This window comes from Streptomyces sp. NPDC059906 (genome assembly GCF_042730645.1).
Lineage (GTDB): Bacteria > Actinomycetota > Actinomycetes > Streptomycetales > Streptomycetaceae > Streptomyces > Streptomyces rubrogriseus.
Map to the genome: position 1 here is coordinate 59,355 of NZ_JBHWKU010000002.1, position 15,681 is coordinate 75,035.

At 72.8% G+C, this 15,681-nt stretch carries 11 protein-coding genes; 6 read left to right on the forward strand and 5 right to left on the reverse strand.

The genetic code is table 11. From position 1 onward, the window contains the following. Window positions 1–36: 36 nt before the first annotated feature. From ACFV9J_RS03145 to ACFV9J_RS03160, 4 genes are all read right to left on the reverse strand, one after another. Window positions 37–954 carry a carbohydrate ABC transporter permease gene (locus ACFV9J_RS03145; protein WP_385349036.1) on the reverse strand — a complete coding sequence of 306 codons (918 nt, stop codon included), beginning with the start codon at window positions 952–954 and terminating at the stop codon, window positions 37–39. Between the two features lie 91 nt (window positions 955–1,045). Then, window positions 1,046–2,410: a carbohydrate ABC transporter permease gene (locus tag ACFV9J_RS03150; protein ID WP_385349039.1), complete on the reverse strand. Its 1,365-nt coding sequence runs from the start codon at window positions 2,408–2,410 to the stop codon at window positions 1,046–1,048. A 4-nt stretch (window positions 2,411–2,414) separates the two neighbouring features. Further along, window positions 2,415–3,809: an ABC transporter substrate-binding protein gene (locus ACFV9J_RS03155; protein WP_385349043.1), complete on the reverse strand. Its 1,395-nt coding sequence runs from the start codon at window positions 3,807–3,809 to the stop codon at window positions 2,415–2,417. A gap of 146 nt (window positions 3,810–3,955) precedes the next feature. After that, a complete protein-coding gene (locus tag ACFV9J_RS03160) occupies window positions 3,956–7,648 on the reverse strand; it encodes an FHA domain-containing protein (protein WP_385349046.1) in 3,693 nt (1,230 codons plus the stop codon). Window positions 7,649–8,063: 415 nt separating this feature from the next. Between ACFV9J_RS03160 and ACFV9J_RS03165 the strand changes: the two genes are divergently transcribed. The 4 genes from ACFV9J_RS03165 (at window position 8,064) to ACFV9J_RS03180 (ending at window position 13,454) form a co-directional block, all read left to right on the forward strand. Beyond that, window positions 8,064–9,695 carry a serine/threonine-protein kinase gene (locus ACFV9J_RS03165; RefSeq protein WP_385349049.1) on the forward strand — a complete coding sequence of 544 codons (1,632 nt, stop codon included), beginning with the start codon at window positions 8,064–8,066 and terminating at the stop codon, window positions 9,693–9,695. Window positions 9,696–9,800: 105 nt separating this feature from the next. Further along, on the forward strand, window positions 9,801–11,054 hold the full coding sequence (locus ACFV9J_RS03170; RefSeq protein ID WP_385349052.1) for a serine/threonine-protein kinase: 1,254 nt from the start codon (window positions 9,801–9,803) through the stop codon (window positions 11,052–11,054). Window positions 11,055–11,130: 76 nt separating this feature from the next. Continuing rightward, entirely contained in the window at window positions 11,131–12,237 is a 1,107-nt protein-coding gene (gene prfB, locus ACFV9J_RS03175; RefSeq protein WP_385349055.1) for a peptide chain release factor 2, read from the forward strand. Between the two features lie 326 nt (window positions 12,238–12,563). Next, a complete protein-coding gene (locus ACFV9J_RS03180) occupies window positions 12,564–13,454 on the forward strand; it encodes a hypothetical protein (RefSeq protein ID WP_385349058.1) in 891 nt (296 codons plus the stop codon). Window positions 13,455–13,600: 146 nt separating this feature from the next. On the opposite strand, the gene ACFV9J_RS03185 is transcribed toward ACFV9J_RS03180, so the two are convergent. Then, window positions 13,601–13,795, reverse strand: coding sequence for a hypothetical protein (locus ACFV9J_RS03185; RefSeq protein WP_003975842.1), 195 nt, complete (start codon window positions 13,793–13,795; stop codon window positions 13,601–13,603). A 214-nt stretch (window positions 13,796–14,009) separates the two neighbouring features. On the opposite strand from ACFV9J_RS03185, the gene ftsE reads away from it, so the two are divergent. Continuing rightward, the gene (ftsE, locus tag ACFV9J_RS03190; RefSeq protein ID WP_003975843.1) at window positions 14,010–14,699 is read left to right on the forward strand and encodes a cell division ATP-binding protein FtsE; all 690 of its coding nucleotides are present in this window, start codon (window positions 14,010–14,012) and stop codon (window positions 14,697–14,699) included. 42 nt (window positions 14,700–14,741) lie between these two features. Further along, window positions 14,742–15,659 (forward strand): permease-like cell division protein FtsX, encoded by a 918-nt coding sequence (gene ftsX, locus ACFV9J_RS03195; RefSeq protein ID WP_385349063.1) that lies wholly within the window; start codon window positions 14,742–14,744, stop codon window positions 15,657–15,659. The last annotated feature ends 22 nt before the right edge of the window (window positions 15,660–15,681 follow it).

The following is a 15,681-nucleotide window of genomic DNA, read 5'->3' on the forward strand; positions in this document are numbered from 1 at the left end:
GACCGGCCCGCCCCCTCAAGGGTGTTGTCGCGGCGGCTACTTGACGGCGCCCGCCATCACGCCGGAGACGAACTGCCGCTGGAACGCGAAGAACACGGCCAGCGGGATCACCATGGAGATGAACGCGCCCGGCGCGAGCACGTCGATGTTGTTGCCGAACTGCCGTACCTGGGTCTGCAGCGCGACCGTGATCGGCTGGCTCCCGGAGTCCGAGAAGATCAGCGCGACCAGCATGTCGTTCCACACCCACAGGAACTGGAAGATGCCGAGACTGGCGATCGCGGGCCCGCCGAGCGGCATCACCACCCGCACGAACAGCCGCAGTTCGCCCGCGCCGTCCAGGCGGGCCGCCTCCAGCAGCTCCCGCGGGATCTCCGCGAAGAAGTTCCGCAGCAGGAACACCGCGAAGGGCAGGCCGAAGCCGACGTGGAAGAGGATCACGCCGAGCATCGAACCGAACAGGCCGATCTTCCCGAAGAGTTCGGCGATCGGTATCAGGGCGACCTGCACGGGCACGACGAGCAGCCCGACCACGGCCAGGAACCACCAGTCGCGGCCCGGGAAGTCCATCCACGCGAACGCGTACCCGGCCAGCGCCCCGATGACCACGACCAGGACGGTCGCGGGCACGGTGATCAGCGCGGTGTTGAGGAGGGACGAGGTGATGTCGCCGTTCTTCAGCAGCTCCTCGTAGCTCTGGAAGGTCAGCTGGGACGGCTCGGTGAAGACCTTCCACCAGCCGCTCGCCGCCATGTCCTCGGGCGTGCGCAGCGAGGACAGCAGCAGCCCGATCGTCGGGACCAGCCAGAACAGGCCCACCACGATCAGGAAGACCCGGACCAGCCCGCCGCTGACGGTTTCGGCGAGCCGGGACGCGAGCGGCTGCCTGGCCTTGACGACCGTCTCGGGCGGCTGGGCGGCCGCCGGGGTCAGGGAACCCGCGTCCGCGGTCATCGCCGCACCTCCCGCCGCAGTCGCCGTACGTTACTGCGCCATCCCGGGGGGCGGCCCCCGGACCCCCAGCCGTTCCACCGCGGACGCGACATCATCGCCTGACCTCCCGCCGCAGTCGCCGTACGTTGAACCACATCACCGGGATGACCAGGAGCAGCAGGAACACCGCGATGGCGCTGGCGACGCCCGGCTGGTCGGAGGCGAAGCCCTTGCGGTACAGCTCCAGGGCCAGCACGTTCGCGTCGTCCTGGGAGGAGCCCGGGGCGATGATGAAGACCAGGTCGAAGACCTTCAGCACGTTGATCATCAGGGTGACGACGACGACCGCGAGGACCGGCGCCAGCAAGGGCACCGTGACCCGTCTGAAGACCTGCCACTCGTTGGCGCCGTCCACCCGGGCGGCCTCCAGCAGCTCCCGGGGCATCCCGGCCAGTCCTGCCGCGATCAGCACCATCGCGAAGCCCGCCCACATCCATACGTACGATCCGATGATCGCCGGGGTGACGAGGGAGGGGCCGAGCCAGTTCAGGCCGTTGTACGGCTCCGCGAAGTTGTCGGCGGGCAGTCTCAGCAGTGCCCCGTCGGCCGCCGCGGGCAGCGTGAAGGTGCCGTCCCCGGCCGCCGTGGTCGTCGCCACGACCTCGCCGTCCTTGACCGCCTCGATCTTCATCCCGGCGTAGCCCAGCTCGGCCGCGTCGACGCCGCCCAGCTTGCCGACGCCCTTGCCGCGGGTGAAGTCCTGCCAGGTGGTGCCGGTGACCTTGCCGTCCTCGGGCTGGGCGGACACGGCCTTCTTCGCGCCGTCGGGCATCAGGTCGGGGGCGACGCCCACCAGGGGCAGGGCGACCGGGGTGCCCGCGCCGACCGGCTGCTTCGTGACGAACGCGCCCCCGCCGGCGGGCTCCAGCGGCGAGTCGCGGCCCGGGTGCGCTTTCGGGAACGCGGACGACTCGGCGAACGTGTCGTGCACCCCGACCCACACCGCGTTGGCGACGCCCTTGTCCGGGTCCTGGTCGTACACCAGGCGGAAGATGATGCCGGCCGCCAGCATCGAGATCGCCATCGGCATGAAGACGACCAGCTTGAACGCCGTGCCCCAGCGGATGCGTTCGGTCAGCACCGCGAAGATCAGGCCCAGCGCGGTGGCGACCGTCGGCGCGAACACCACCCAGATGACGTTGTTCTTCAGGGCGGTGCGGATGCCGTCGTCGGTGAAGAGCGTCTCGTAGTTGTCGAACCCGGCGAAGGAGTCGCCGGACTGGTCGTAGAAGCTGCGGATCAGCGAGTACCCGATCGGGTAGACCACGAGCGCGCCGAGCAGCACCAGGGCGGGCAGCAGGAACAGCGCCGCCACGGACCTGCGGGTGCCGGTCACGCTCCTGCGCGACTTGGGTGACTTGGGTGACTTGGGGGCGGCGGGGCCCCGCGAGGCTCCCGCCGCCGTGGCCGACGTCATCGCGTCAGCCGCCGTAGGCGGCGGCCGCGTCCGCCTCCAGCTTCGCCTGGGCGCCCGCGACGTCCTTCGGGTTCTTCAGGAAGTCCTGCAACACCTTCCACTCGCCCTTGCCGGGGGTGCCGCCGAAGGCCTGCGGGGCCTGGTCCGACATGTCGAAGCGGAAGTCGTCACCGGCCGCGACCAGCGCCTCGGCGATCTTCTTCTGCACGTCGTTCGGGTACACCGACGCGTCGACGCTCTTGTTGGGCGAGAGGAACCCGCCGAGCTTCGCCTGGATCTCCGCCGCGTCCGGCGAGGCCAGCCAGGTGGCCAGCGCCTGCGCCGCCTTGGAGTCCTTGAAGACCACGGCCGCGTCGCCGCCGGACACCACCGGCGCGGTGTCGCCCACGGCCGGGAACGGGAACACCTTCGCGTCCGTGCCGACCTTCGCCTTCGTCTCACCGATGTTGACCTGGACGAAGTCGCCCTCGTAGACCATGCCCGCCTTGGGCTGGTCGCCGCCGGTGAAGGTCTGCGTCACCGAGGCCGGGAACTCCGTCTGGAGCGCCCCGGACGCACCGCCCGCCACGTAGTCGTCCTTGCCCCAGATCTCGGCGAGCGTGGTGAGGGCCTCCTTCACGGACGGGTCCGTCCACTTGATCTCGTGCTGGGCGAGCTGGTCGTACTTCTCCGGACCCGCCTGCGAGAGGTAGACGTTCTCGAACCAGTCGGTGAGCGTCCAGCCGTCCGCGCCGCCCACCGAGAACGGGGTGACGCCCGAGTCGTAGACCATCTGGGCCGTGTTGAGCAGCTCGTCCCAGGTCTTGGGCTCGGCGGCGCCGGCGTTCTCGAAGACCTGGGCGTTGTACCAGATCAGCGACTTGTTGGCGGCCTTGTAGTACACGCCGTACGTCTTGCCGCCGACCTTGCCGATGTCCTGCCAGCCCTGCGAGTAGTTCTCGCCCAGTTCCTTGGTCGCCTCGGCGCCCAGCGGCTTGGCCCAGCCCTTGTCCACGGCCTGCTTGATGGCGCCGGGCTGCGGGAGCATCGCCACGTCCGGCGGGGCGCCGCCCGCGATCTTCGAGCCGAGGAAGTTGATGATCGGGTCCTGGGCGGGCACGAAGGTCACCTTGGCGCCGGTGCGCTTCTCGAACTCGGCGAGGACCTTCTTGAAGTTCTCCTGCTCGGTGCCGGTCCAGACGGCGGCGACCTCCAGGCTCTCGCCGTCCAACTTCGGGAGGGTGACGGAGGCGCCCGGCTGCTTGCCGCCGCCCTCGTCGTCGCTGTCACCGCTGCCGTTGTCCTCGTCGGCGCCGCACGCGGTGAGCGAGAGCGCGAGCGCTCCCGCGGCGAGGGCGGCTGCGACTCGGGTGGTCCTCTTGACGGTTCCGCGTGTCCGGATGGTGCTGCTCGTGCGCATCACTGCCCCGTTCTTCGTTCCTCGTCGAACGCTCGGCGCTGTCCCGTGCGCTCTGGTGTACGCCAGGGGGGTGAGGGCGGCAAGGGCGCGTCCGCGGTCAAGCGGGGTTTCGTGACCGCGTCGTGACCATGATCAGGCGTCCGGCGTTACAGGAGAGACGGGACTTCCGCCGCCGAGACCTCTCGGGCCGCTCTCTCCAGGGCGCTGGCCAGCAGGGCCAGGTCGGTGGGTCCGTTGCCCAGTTCGCGGACGGGGCGGCGGGTGGGCGGGTCGCCCATGCGGTGCCACTCCAGGGGGACCACCGTGGGGCGCAGGGTCGCCGTGCGGGGGATGCGGCCCGTGACGCGGCCGCCCTGGAAGGCGGTGGTGCGGCCGTCGGGGCGGGCCAACCGCCCGCGTCCGGGCGCCGGTTCGTCCGGGCCCGGCACCGGCGGGTCCAGGGTGACGCGCAGGGTCGCGCGCAGGGCGGGCTCCGTGCGGTCCGTACGGCCGTCGGGCGCGGTGGCGGCCACCAGGTGGACGCCGAGCCGCTCGCCCTCCCGCGCGACGGCCTCCAGCGCCCGCATCACCGACCCCGCCGCCGGCCGCCCGGGGGAACCGAGCGGGGGAGTGACCAGGGCGTCGAGGTCGTCGACGACCACGACCAGGCGGGGGAGGGGCGGGACGGGACCGGTGCGGCGCCGGGCGGCGGCCGGGCGCAGCCGCAGGGTGGAGCTGGGCGGGGACTCCACGTCCCCGGAGTCGGAGACCGGCGCGGGCCCCGCGGCCGCCGGGCCGCGCTGGGCGACGAGCCGGCCCGACACCTCGCGCCCGGTGTGCCACTCGGCGAAGTCCGACCGCCCGAGCAGCTCGGCGCGCCGCTTCAGCTCGGCGCTCAGGGACTGGGCGAACTCCCGCATCCGCACGGGGTCGTTGGCGGTGAGGTGGGTGGTGACGTGCGGTACGTCCGTGCACACGCGCAGGCCCTCGCCGCGGGCGCCGCCCGAACTCACGCTGTCGCGGCCGTCCATGAGGACGACGCCGAGCCGGTCGGGGCGTTCGGCCGAGGCGAGCGAGGCGACGAACGCCCGCAGCAGCTCGGTGCGGCCGCTCCCGGCGGGCCCCTCGATCAGCAGGTGCGGGCCCTCGGCGGCCAGGTCGGCCAGGACGGGGCCGCGCGGACCGGCGCCCAGCACGGCCTGCGCGCGTCCCCCGAGGGACTCCGTGTCGTCGGCCGCGGCGGCCCAGCGGGCCATCAGGGAGGCGGGGGTGGCGCGGGCCAGGCCCAGTTCGTCCAGGAGCCGGGCCGTCCGGGGGAGCGGTGCGGACACGCGCGTGTGCTGCTCGCCGCCGGTGGCGGAGATGTCGGTACGCAGCGGGGCCAGGGCGCGCGCGAAGCGCTCGGCCCAGGGCAGGGAGACGGCGTCCAGCGTGCCGAGGGTGCCGTGACCGACCGGACCGGCGGGAGCGGCCGGGGTGTTCGTGCCCGGGTTCGTGCCCGTGCGGGCGACGCGCAGCAGCCGCAGGGTCGTCGCCACGTCGCCGCTGAGCAGCGCCACGGCGCCGCACTCCCGGAACACCGGCGACACCGCGCAGGCCGCCTCGTACGTCCGCGTCACCGGGGAGGTGGGGGAGGCGGCGGCGGTCTCGGCGAGGCACACGACGTGCACACCGGCCCGCGGTCCCTCCAGGGCCAGCCGCGTCACCGCCTCGCGCACGTCCGCACCGCCGGGATCCCCGTCCACGACGACCACGGTGTACGGCCCGGTGAAGCCGCCTGCCGGGTCGGTGCCGTCGTCGGGGCGCGCCCAGGAGGGCTGCGGCCGGACGGCTCCCGCGGCAGCCCTCCTGGGCGCTGTGGTGTCCTCGGCCGTGTCCTGGGGGCGGGCACCGGACCGGGCTTCGTCCCCGAGGTGGTCGTCCAGGCGGCGGAGCAGCTCGGCGGCGCGGGCCGTGGCCTGCTCGCGGTCGTGGGCCAGCAGCAGTCGGCAGTCCTGGCCGTGTCCCGGGCGCACCTGGGGCAGCCAGCCCAGCCAGGACCACTCGGCGGTCCGCTCGGCGAGCGGACGGGAGCGGTCCGCGCTGATCAGGACGATCTCCAGGGTGTCGGCGGAGTGCAGCGCGGCGAGCTGGGCCAGCACCGAGCGGGCCAGCCCGGTGAGCCGCTCGCGCGGACCCGCGAGGCCGAGCGCGCCGACCTCGCGCAGACCGGCGGTCACCGGCACCGCGGGCAGCGGGGCGTCACCGCCCGGCGCCACCCGGTCGGCCGTACCGAGCCGCACGGTGAGCGCCTCCGGGTGCTCCGGGCCGCGCTCCCACAGCCGGGGCCCCGGCCCCAGCGCCGTCAGCAGCAGTGAGGCGGGGTCCGGCCAGGTCTCCGGGGCGCGCGAGGTGCCGGGCGGGGCCGCCGGTGCCGATCCGACGGCCGCCGCCTCGTCGTACGCGTGGGCGTCGGACCCGCCGGTGGTCTCCGGAGCGCCTCCGCGGCCTCCGGTCAGCCGCCGCGCCCACGCTCCTATCCCGCCGCGCCGGCGCACCTCCTGCGGCGCCTCGGTCCCGCGCAGGGGGGTCCCTTTGCGCCCGGTGCGGGAAGCACCCGCGCCGAGGGCGCTGGGGACGGACGCGCCCGTGCCGTACGCGTCCACGCCGGGACCGCCGGTGCGGGACGGGGCCCCGCCGGTCGCGCCGGCGTCGTAGGCGTCGCTGCCCCGGGCGCTCGTGCCGTACGGGCCCGGCGTGGACGGTCCGGTGCCGTGTGCGTCCTCGTCGGGCGGGCCCGGAGCGCGGTACCCGCCCGCTCCCGGTCCGCCGGCCGGGTACGCCCCCGCGTCCCGCGCGCCCCCCGTGCCGCCGTGCGTCTCGCCTCCTGCGGGGGCCTGCCGGGGCAGGCCCGCCACGGGGCCGGTGCCGTGGCTCTCGATGCGGGGCGCGCCGCCCTGGCCCGGGACCTGCGGCGGCTCGACGGGCGCCGCGCCCCTGCCGTACGCCGACGTGCCGTACGCGTGGTGGGTACGTCCGCGGGGCCGGGCCGTGCTGTCCGCCCCGGTGCCGTGGGCCGTGGGGCCGGGTGCGGAGTCGCCCGCCGCGCCGGACCCGCGCGGGTCGCCCTCCGCCCCGTCGGCCACGCGCGCGTGGGCCACCGCGTCGCCGTCCCCGGCGTCCGACGAGGACCTCCCAGGGCCGGACAGCCGTACGTGTCCCTCCCCGTCCGGCGTCGTCGCCACCCGCACCTCCGCCACCGGCGGCACCGGCACGAGCCGCAGGGCGGACTCGCCGATCCGCAGCAGCGCGCCCGGCGGGAAGCGCACCGGGCGGTCGCCCACGCGGGTGCCGTCCAGGGTGGTGCCGTTGGTGGAGCCGAGGTCGGCCACGGAGACGCGGGCGTCGGGACCGACGGTCACGGCGCAGTGCATGCGGGAGACGTCCGGGTCGTCGAGCGCGACGTCGGCGTCGGCGGAGCGGCCGAGCCGGATCTGGCCGCCGTGCAGGAGGTGGACGCCGCCCGCGTCGGGGCCCGCGACCACGTGGAGCTGGGCGGGGACGTCCGCCGGCTCGGTGTGCGGGTCGGGCTCGCCCGGGGCGCCCAGGCAGAGCACGGCGCCGTCGATCAGCGGGGGCTCGCCCAGGGTGCTGCGCTGGGCGTCGAGCCGCTGCGCACCGGCGTACAGCACCACCTGGCCGGAGCCCGGTCCCTCGCCGGGGAGCGTCGCGGCCAGCGCGGAGGCGACCGCGGCCAGGGCCGTGCCGGCCGGGGCGGTGACGAGTACGTCACACCGCGCGGAGCGGTCCCCCGCCGGGACAGCCGAAGCAGCCGAAGCATGCGGGCCCAGCGGGTCTACGACGGTCAGCCGGATCTGCATCGCCGTAAGCGGTCCCTTCGCGCGGGCGCCCGCACGCCGGGACGGAAGCCGTCACCGCGGTCCCCCACCGCGGACTTCCCCCACCGTCACACGAACACGTCGGCCAGTACTGCACGCATCCTCGCACCTGCCACTGACAACGCGCCCGCCGCCCGCCGTCAAATGATCTTGATTGGTCGGCTCTGCCCCCAAAAATGCCTGACAGGTGCCCTGCGGATGATCGAATGCCGTCCGCTTGAGATCGGTCACGTGCGGGCAGCGGCAACCACGGGACCGGGTCGAGCGTCTTTCCTTCGAACGTGGTCCGGGGGGCGGCACTACAGTTGGGTCGGACTGGGACCGACTGGGTGTGGGACACCGACTGGGTCTGTAACAGTGGGTCCGAACAGCCAGCAAGCAACTAGGAGCGCATGACGTGCGGCCGGTAGGCAGCAAGTACCTCCTCGAGGAGCCCCTCGGCCGCGGTGCCACGGGCACCGTATGGCGTGCCCGCCAGCGGGAGACCGCGGGCGCCGAGGCGGCCGTGGCCGGACAGCCCGGCGAGACCGTCGCGATCAAGGTCCTCAAGGAAGAGCTCGCGAGCGACGCCGACATCGTGATGCGCTTCCTGCGCGAGCGCTCCGTGCTGCTCCGGCTCACCCACCCCAACATCGTCCGGGTCCGCGACCTGGTCGTCGAGGGCGAGCTGCTGGCCCTGGTCATGGACCTCGTCGACGGACCGGACCTGCACCGGTACCTGCGCGAAAACGGGCCGCTCACCCCGGTTGCCGCCGCTCTGCTCACCGCGCAGATCGCCGACGCCCTCGCCGCCAGCCACGCCGACGGCGTCGTCCACCGCGACCTGAAGCCGGCCAACGTCCTGCTGAAGCAGGCCGGCGGCGAGATGCACCCGATGCTGACCGACTTCGGCATCGCCCGCCTCGCCGACTCGCCCGGCCTCACCCGCACCCACGAGTTCGTGGGCACGCCCGCGTACGTGGCGCCGGAGTCCGCCGAGGGCCGCCCGCAGACCTCCGCCGTCGACGTCTACGGCGCCGGCATCCTGCTCTACGAGCTGGTCACCGGCCGCCCCCCGTTCGGCGGGGGCTCCGCCCTTGAGGTGCTGCACCAGCACCTGAGCGCCGAGCCGCGCCGCCCCTCCACCGTCCCCGACCCGCTGTGGACGGTCATCGAGCGCTGCCTGCGCAAGAACCCCGACGACCGTCCCAGCGCCGAGAACCTCGCCCGCGGCCTGCGCGTCGTCGCCGAGGGCATCGGCGTGCACGCGAACAGCGCGCAGATCGGCGCCGCCGAGAACGTGGGCGCGCTCCTCGCCCCCGACCCGGCGCCCGCGCAGGTCCCGGGCGCCCCCGACGCCGCCTACGACCCGAACGGCGCGACCAGCGTCCTGCCGCACACCTCGGGCCCGGCGGGCGCCGCCGACCCCACCGCCGTACTCCCGAGCACCGGGGCGCCCGACCCGACCGCCGTCATGCCGCCGGTGCCGCCGGGACAGCCCGGCGCCCCGGGACAGGGCGGACCCGAGGACCCGCACCCCTGGCAGAACCAGCTGCGCGCCGCCCGCGACCGCAACGAACAGACGCAGGTCCAGTACCTCGACCCGAACCAGGACCCGCTGCGCCGCCGCCCGCAGCGGCAGGTCTCCCGCCCGCCACAGCAGCCGCGCCAGGCCCCGCAGGGCCCGCCGCCCCAGCAGCCCGGCTACGGCTACCCGCAGCAGCAACAGCCGCAGCGGTACGCCACCCCCCAGCCCCAGCAGCCGCAGCGGTACGCCCCGCCGCCCGCGCCCGAGCCGCAGCAGCCGCGGCGCGAGCCCAGGCCGCCGCGGCAGCGCAGCGCCAACCCCATGCGCATCCCGGGCCTGGGCTGCCTCAAGGGGTGCCTGTTCACCGTCGTCATCCTGTTCGTGGCCGGCTGGCTGGTCTGGGAGCTGAGCCCGCTCCAGGACTGGATCGGCACCGGCAAGGGCTACTGGGACCAGCTCACCGACTGGTTCACCACCGTGACCGACTGGATCGGGGAGCTGGGCGGCTCCGGCGGAGGCTGAGTCTGGAGACTTGTCGACATCCGGAGGGTGATTTCCGCCTCCGCGGTGAAGCCCGGCTCCTCGGACGCGTACTTTTAGGCGCAACACGCGTCGGTAGGAGCAGTCTTGGCACGGAAGATCGGCAGCCGGTACACCGCCCACCAGATCCTCGGGCGGGGCAGCGCCGGCACGGTGTGGCTGGGCGAGGGACCCGACGGTCCCGTCGCGATCAAGCTGCTGCGCGAGGACCTGGCGTCCGACCAGGAACTCGTCTCGCGCTTCGTGCAGGAGCGCACCGCCCTGCTCGGCCTGGACCACCCGCACGTCGTCTCCGTGCGCGACCTGGTGGTCGACGGCAACGACCTCGCGCTGGTCATGGACCTGGTCCGCGGCACGGACCTGCGCACCCGCCTCGACCGGGAGCGGCGCCTGGCGCCCGAGGCCGCGGTGGCCGTGGCCGCCGACGTCGCCGACGGGCTGGCCGCCGCGCACGCCGCCGGGGTCGTGCACCGCGACGTCAAGCCGGAGAACGTGCTGCTCGACATGCAGGGCCCGCTCGGCCCCGGCGGCTCGCACCCGGCGCTGCTGACGGACTTCGGCGTGGCCAAGCTCATCGACACCCCGCGCCGCACCCGCGCCACGAAGATCATCGGCACGCCCGACTACCTGGCCCCGGAGATCGTCGAGGGCCTGCCCCCGCGCGCGGCGGTCGACATCTACGCGCTCGCCACGGTCCTGTACGAGCTGCTGGCCGGCTTCACGCCGTTCGGCGGCGGCCACCCCGGCGCGGTGCTGCGCCGCCACGTGACCGAGACCGTCGTCCCGCTCCCGGGCATCCCGGACGAGCTGTGGCAGCTCCTGGTCCAGTGCCTCGCCAAGGCCCCGGCCTCCCGGCTGCGCGCCTCCGAGCTGAGCGCCCGGCTGCGCGAGCTGCTGCCGATGCTCGCCGGAATGGCCCCGCTGGACGTGGACGAGCCCGACGCCGAGCAGCCGGAGGACGACCCCGACGCGTCCGCGGGGTCCCCGGACGCCCCCGCGCCCACCGCGGAACCGGTTCGGCGCCGGGGAGCCGTGCCCCTGGTGCCGGGCGCCAAGCCGGTCGACTCCAACCGCGACACCCACACCTCGATGCGCGTCCCCGCGCCCGACGAACTGGCCGGCGGTGCCCGCGGCACCGCCCGCGCCCCGCGCGCGTCGGGCGCCCCGCGCCCCGGCTCGGCCCGCAACCGCGCCGCCACGCGGCGCCGCCGGATCGCGGTGGGCGCGGGCGCCGTCGCCCTGGTGGCGGCGATCGGCGTCGGTACGTGGCTGGCCACGGGCGGTGACGAGGACGGCGGCGGACCCCAGGACACGCGGAACTCGGCACCGGCCGCTCCCTGAGGCCCGGCACCCCGCGGGCGTCCGTGCCCGCACCCGCCCGGCGTGGACCGGTGGACGGAGCCGTTACGCTGGATGCGTGGCAGTCGTCGATGTATCCGAAGAGCTGAAGTCCCTCTCCTCGACCATGGAGTCGATCGAGGCCGTCCTGGACCTCGACAGGCTGAGGGCAGACATCGCCGTGCTCGAGGAGCAGGCGGCCGCGCCCTCCCTGTGGGACGACCCGGAGGCGGCGCAGAAGATCACCAGCAAGCTCTCGCACCTCCAGGCCGAGGTGCGGAAGGCCGAGGCCCTGCGCGGCCGGATCGACGATCTCGGGGTGCTCTTCGAGATGGCCGAGGAGGAGGACGACCCGGACACCCGCGCCGAGGCCGAGTCCGAGCTGGCGGCCGTCCGCAAGGCGCTGGACGAGATGGAGGTCCGCACCCTGCTCTCCGGCGAGTACGACGCGCGCGAGGCGCTCGTCAACATCCGCGCCGAGGCGGGTGGCGTGGACGCCGCCGACTTCGCCGAGAAGCTCCAGCGCATGTACCTGCGCTGGGCCGAGCAGCACGGCTACAAGACCGAGGTCTACGAGACGTCGTACGCGGAGGAGGCCGGCATCAAGTCGACGACCTTCGCCGTGCAGTCGCCGTACGCCTACGGGACCCTCTCCGTCGAGCAGGGCACGCACCGGCTGGTGCGCATCTCGCCCTTCGACAACCAGGGGCGCCGCCAGACCTCCTTCGCGGGCGTCGAGATCCTCCCCGTGGTCGAGCAGACCGACCACATCGAGATCGACGAGTCCGAGCTGCGGGTGGACGTGTACCGCTCCTCCGGCCCCGGCGGCCAGGGCGTGAACACCACCGACTCGGCGGTGCGCCTGACCCACATCCCCACCGGCATCGTCGTCTCCTGCCAGAACGAGCGCTCCCAGATCCAGAACAAGGCCACCGCCATGAACGTCCTGCAGGCCAAGCTCCTGGAGCGGCGCCGCCAGGAGGAGCAGGCCAAGATGGACGCCCTCAAGGGCGACGGGGGCAACTCCTGGGGCAACCAGATGCGTTCGTACGTGCTGCACCCGTACCAGATGGTCAAGGACCTGCGTACGGAGCACGAAGTGGGCAACCCCGAGTCCGTGTTCAACGGCGAGATCGACGGTTTCCTGGAGGCCGGAATTCGCTGGCGCAAGCAGCGGGAGAAGTAACGCGAGGCGGAACCACCGCTTTGTCGACAAGGCAACTGCCGCCCCTTCGGCGGCGGTTGCCTTTTCTCTGCCTCCCGTTCGCCGGTGATGTCTGGGTTTTGCATCACAGTCACACCCATTGTGTCCGGCATACGTCCCGTACCCGGACATCGCGTACGCAATGGCCTTGACGTTGCTTTGAACATTCGGAATGGTGAGGCGCGGCATGCGTATTTCTGGGGCGCATGTGAACCGGGGGGCTTGAGCACACATGCAGCCACCCCCGTCGATCACGGCCCCCGAGTGCGGCCTCGACGACTAAAACGGCTACTGGGGGTAGCAACTACATGACGAAGAAGACGCGCATCCGTGTCGCGCGCATAGCGGCCGGCGCCGTGATCGCGGCCGGTGCCTCCCTGACCGCCGCGGGTGCGGCCTCGGCGCTCGAGATCGGTGTGAGCGCCAGCGCCGACGACCAGGGTCTCGGCCTCGGCGTCAGCGTCCAGGGCGGCGAGGAGGACGGCGGCCTGACCGAGGGCTCCAGTGTCGGCGTGACCGAGGGCACCTCGCAGGGCACGTCCGAGGGGACCTCGGAGGGCACGTCCGTGGGCACCTCCGAGGGCACTTCGGTCGGCACCTCCGAGGGCACCTCGGAAGGGACGTCCGAGGGCACGTCCGTGGGCACCTCCGAGGGGACCTCGGTCGGCACGTCCGAGGGCACTTCGGTCGGCACCTCCGAGGGGACCTCGGAAGGGACGTCCGAGGGGACCTCGCAGGGTACGTCCGAGGGCACCTCCACCGGCACGTCCGAGGGCGGTGACAACGGCGGCACCGGCGACAACGGTGGCAACGGCAACGGTGGCGCCGGTGACAACGGCGGCAACGGTGACAACGGCGGTTCCGGCGACAACGGCGGCAACGGCAACGGCGGCACCGGGGACAACGGTGGCAACGGCAACGGCGGCAACGCCGGCGGTGCCGGTGGCGGCGACAACACCACCCCCGATGGCGGCGGCAACGACAACGTCGCTCAGGAGGAGGGTTCCTCCGCGCTGACCGACACCGGTGAAGAGGCCCCGGCCTCCGACACCGCCGCCCAGGGCAACGGTGACGAGCTGGCCGAGACCGGCGCCGCGGAGACCACGTTCCTGCTGGTCGGCGCCGCGACGATGATCGCCGGCGGCATCGGCTTCCGCTTCCTGCCGCGCTTGATGAACGGCCGCGGGGCAGCTGCCTGACGGTAGCCGTCCGCGTACGCACCGCGCACGCGAAAGGAGGGGCCCGGAGCGTCATCGCTCCGGGCCCCTCCCGTGTCCTGGGCCACTCTCCGTGCCCGCGTCCGCCCGTCCGTGTCCTGGCGGCCCCCAGGGCCGCTCCAGGGCCGTCAGACGGTCTGGTGGGCCAGCAGGGCCACCGCGGCGATCAGCACCGCCAGCAGCGCGATCAGCGTCGTCGGATTCAGCCCCGCGAAGAAGTTGCTCTCCTGCTGCAGCCGCTCGCGGTTGGCCCGGCAGACCGGGCACCTGCCCTCACTCACGGGCGCCGCGCAGTTCGCGCACACCAACCGGTCGTACGTCATGCGCTCACCCTCCTTGCCGCCGGCTCCCTGTGGACAACGCCCGCGACGACGCGAACGTTCCCCCTTCCACTGTGCCAGGTTCCGCAGGGCCCCGCGCGCCCTCCCGTGGGGACAAAACGCGCAACTGATACGCAACCCCGACCGGTGACTGCGGTCCGCTCCCCGGTTCGCGTATGGTCACGCACATCTACCCCCGGCGACCCGTGGTGCATCCGTGATCCGATTCGACAACGTCTCCAAGGTCTACCCCAAACAGAGCCACCCAGCCCTCAGGGACGTCTCCCTGGAGGTCGAGAAGGGCGAGTTCGTCTTCCTCGTGGGGTCCTCCGGCTCCGGAAAGTCCACCTTCCTGCGACTGATCCTCCGCGAGGAGCGGTGCAGCCACGGACAGGTGCACGTCCTGGGTAAGGACCTCGCCCGCCTGTCCAACTGGAAGGTGCCGCAGATGCGGCGCCAGCTGGGGACGGTGTTCCAGGACTTCCGCCTGCTGCCGAACAAGACGGTCGGCGAGAACGTCGCCTTCGCCCAGGAGGTCATCGGCAAGTCCCGCGGCGAGATCCGCAAGTCCGTGCCGCAGGTCCTCGACCTCGTCGGACTCGGCGGCAAGGAGGACCGCAGGCCCGGCGAGCTGTCCGGCGGTGAGCAGCAGCGCGTCGCCATCGCGCGCGCCTTCGTCAACCGGCCCAAGCTGCTGATCGCCGACGAGCCCACGGGCAACCTCGACCCGCAGACCTCGGTCGGCATCATGAAGCTGCTCGACCGGATCAACCGGACGGGCACCACCGTGGTGATGGCCACGCACGACCAGAACATCGTGGACCAGATGCGCAAGCGCGTCATCGAGCTGGAGAAGGGCCGCCTCGTCCGGGACCAGGCACGCGGTGTCTACGGCTACCAGCACTGACGAGCCACTGACGACGAGGAACGAAAGGCTTAACGAGACGCCATGCGCGCCCAGTTCGTAGTCTCGGAGATCGGAGTCGGTCTTCGCCGCAATCTGACGATGACCTTCGCGGTCATCGTCTCGGTCGCCCTGTCCCTGGCCCTGTTCGGCGGTTCGCTGCTGATGAGCGACCAGGTCACCAACATGAAGGGCTACTGGTACGACAAGGTCAACGTCTCGGTCTTCCTCTGCAACAAGAGCGACGCCGAGTCCGACCCCAACTGCGCCAAGGGCGCGGTGACCGAGGACCAGAAGAAGCAGATCATGTCCGACCTCGACGAGATGGCCGTCGTCGAGAAGGTGACGTACGAGTCGCAGGACGAGGCGTACAAGCACTACAAGGAGCAGTTCGGCGACTCTCCGCTGGCCAGCTCCCTCACGCCGGACCAGATGCAGGAGTCGTACCGGATCAAGCTGGAGGACCCGGAGAAGTACCAGGTCATCGCGACCGCCTTCGACGGCCGGGACGGCGTGCAGTCCGTGCAGGACCAGAAGGGCATCCTGGACAACCTCTTCGGCCTCCTCAACGGCATGAACTGGGCCGCCCGCGCGGTGATGGCCCTGATGCTCGTGGTCGCCCTGATGCTGATCGTCAACACCGTGCGCGTCTCGGCGTTCAGCCGGCGCCGCGAGACCGGCATCATGCGCCTCGTGGGCGCGTCGGGCTTCTACATCCAGGCGCCGTTCATCATGGAGGCGGCGGTCGCCGGTCTCATCGGCGGTGGTGTCGCCTGCGGATTCCTGGTGATCGCCCGGTACTTCATCATCGATCACGGACTCGCGCTGTCCGAGAAGCTGAACCTGATCAACTTCATCGGCTGGGACGCCGTCCTGACGAAGCTGCCGCTCATCCTGGCCACGAGCCTGCTGATGCCCGCGTTGGCCGCGTTCTTCGCGTTGCGCAAGTACCTGAAGGTGTGACACATACCAAGAGGGCCGCGCG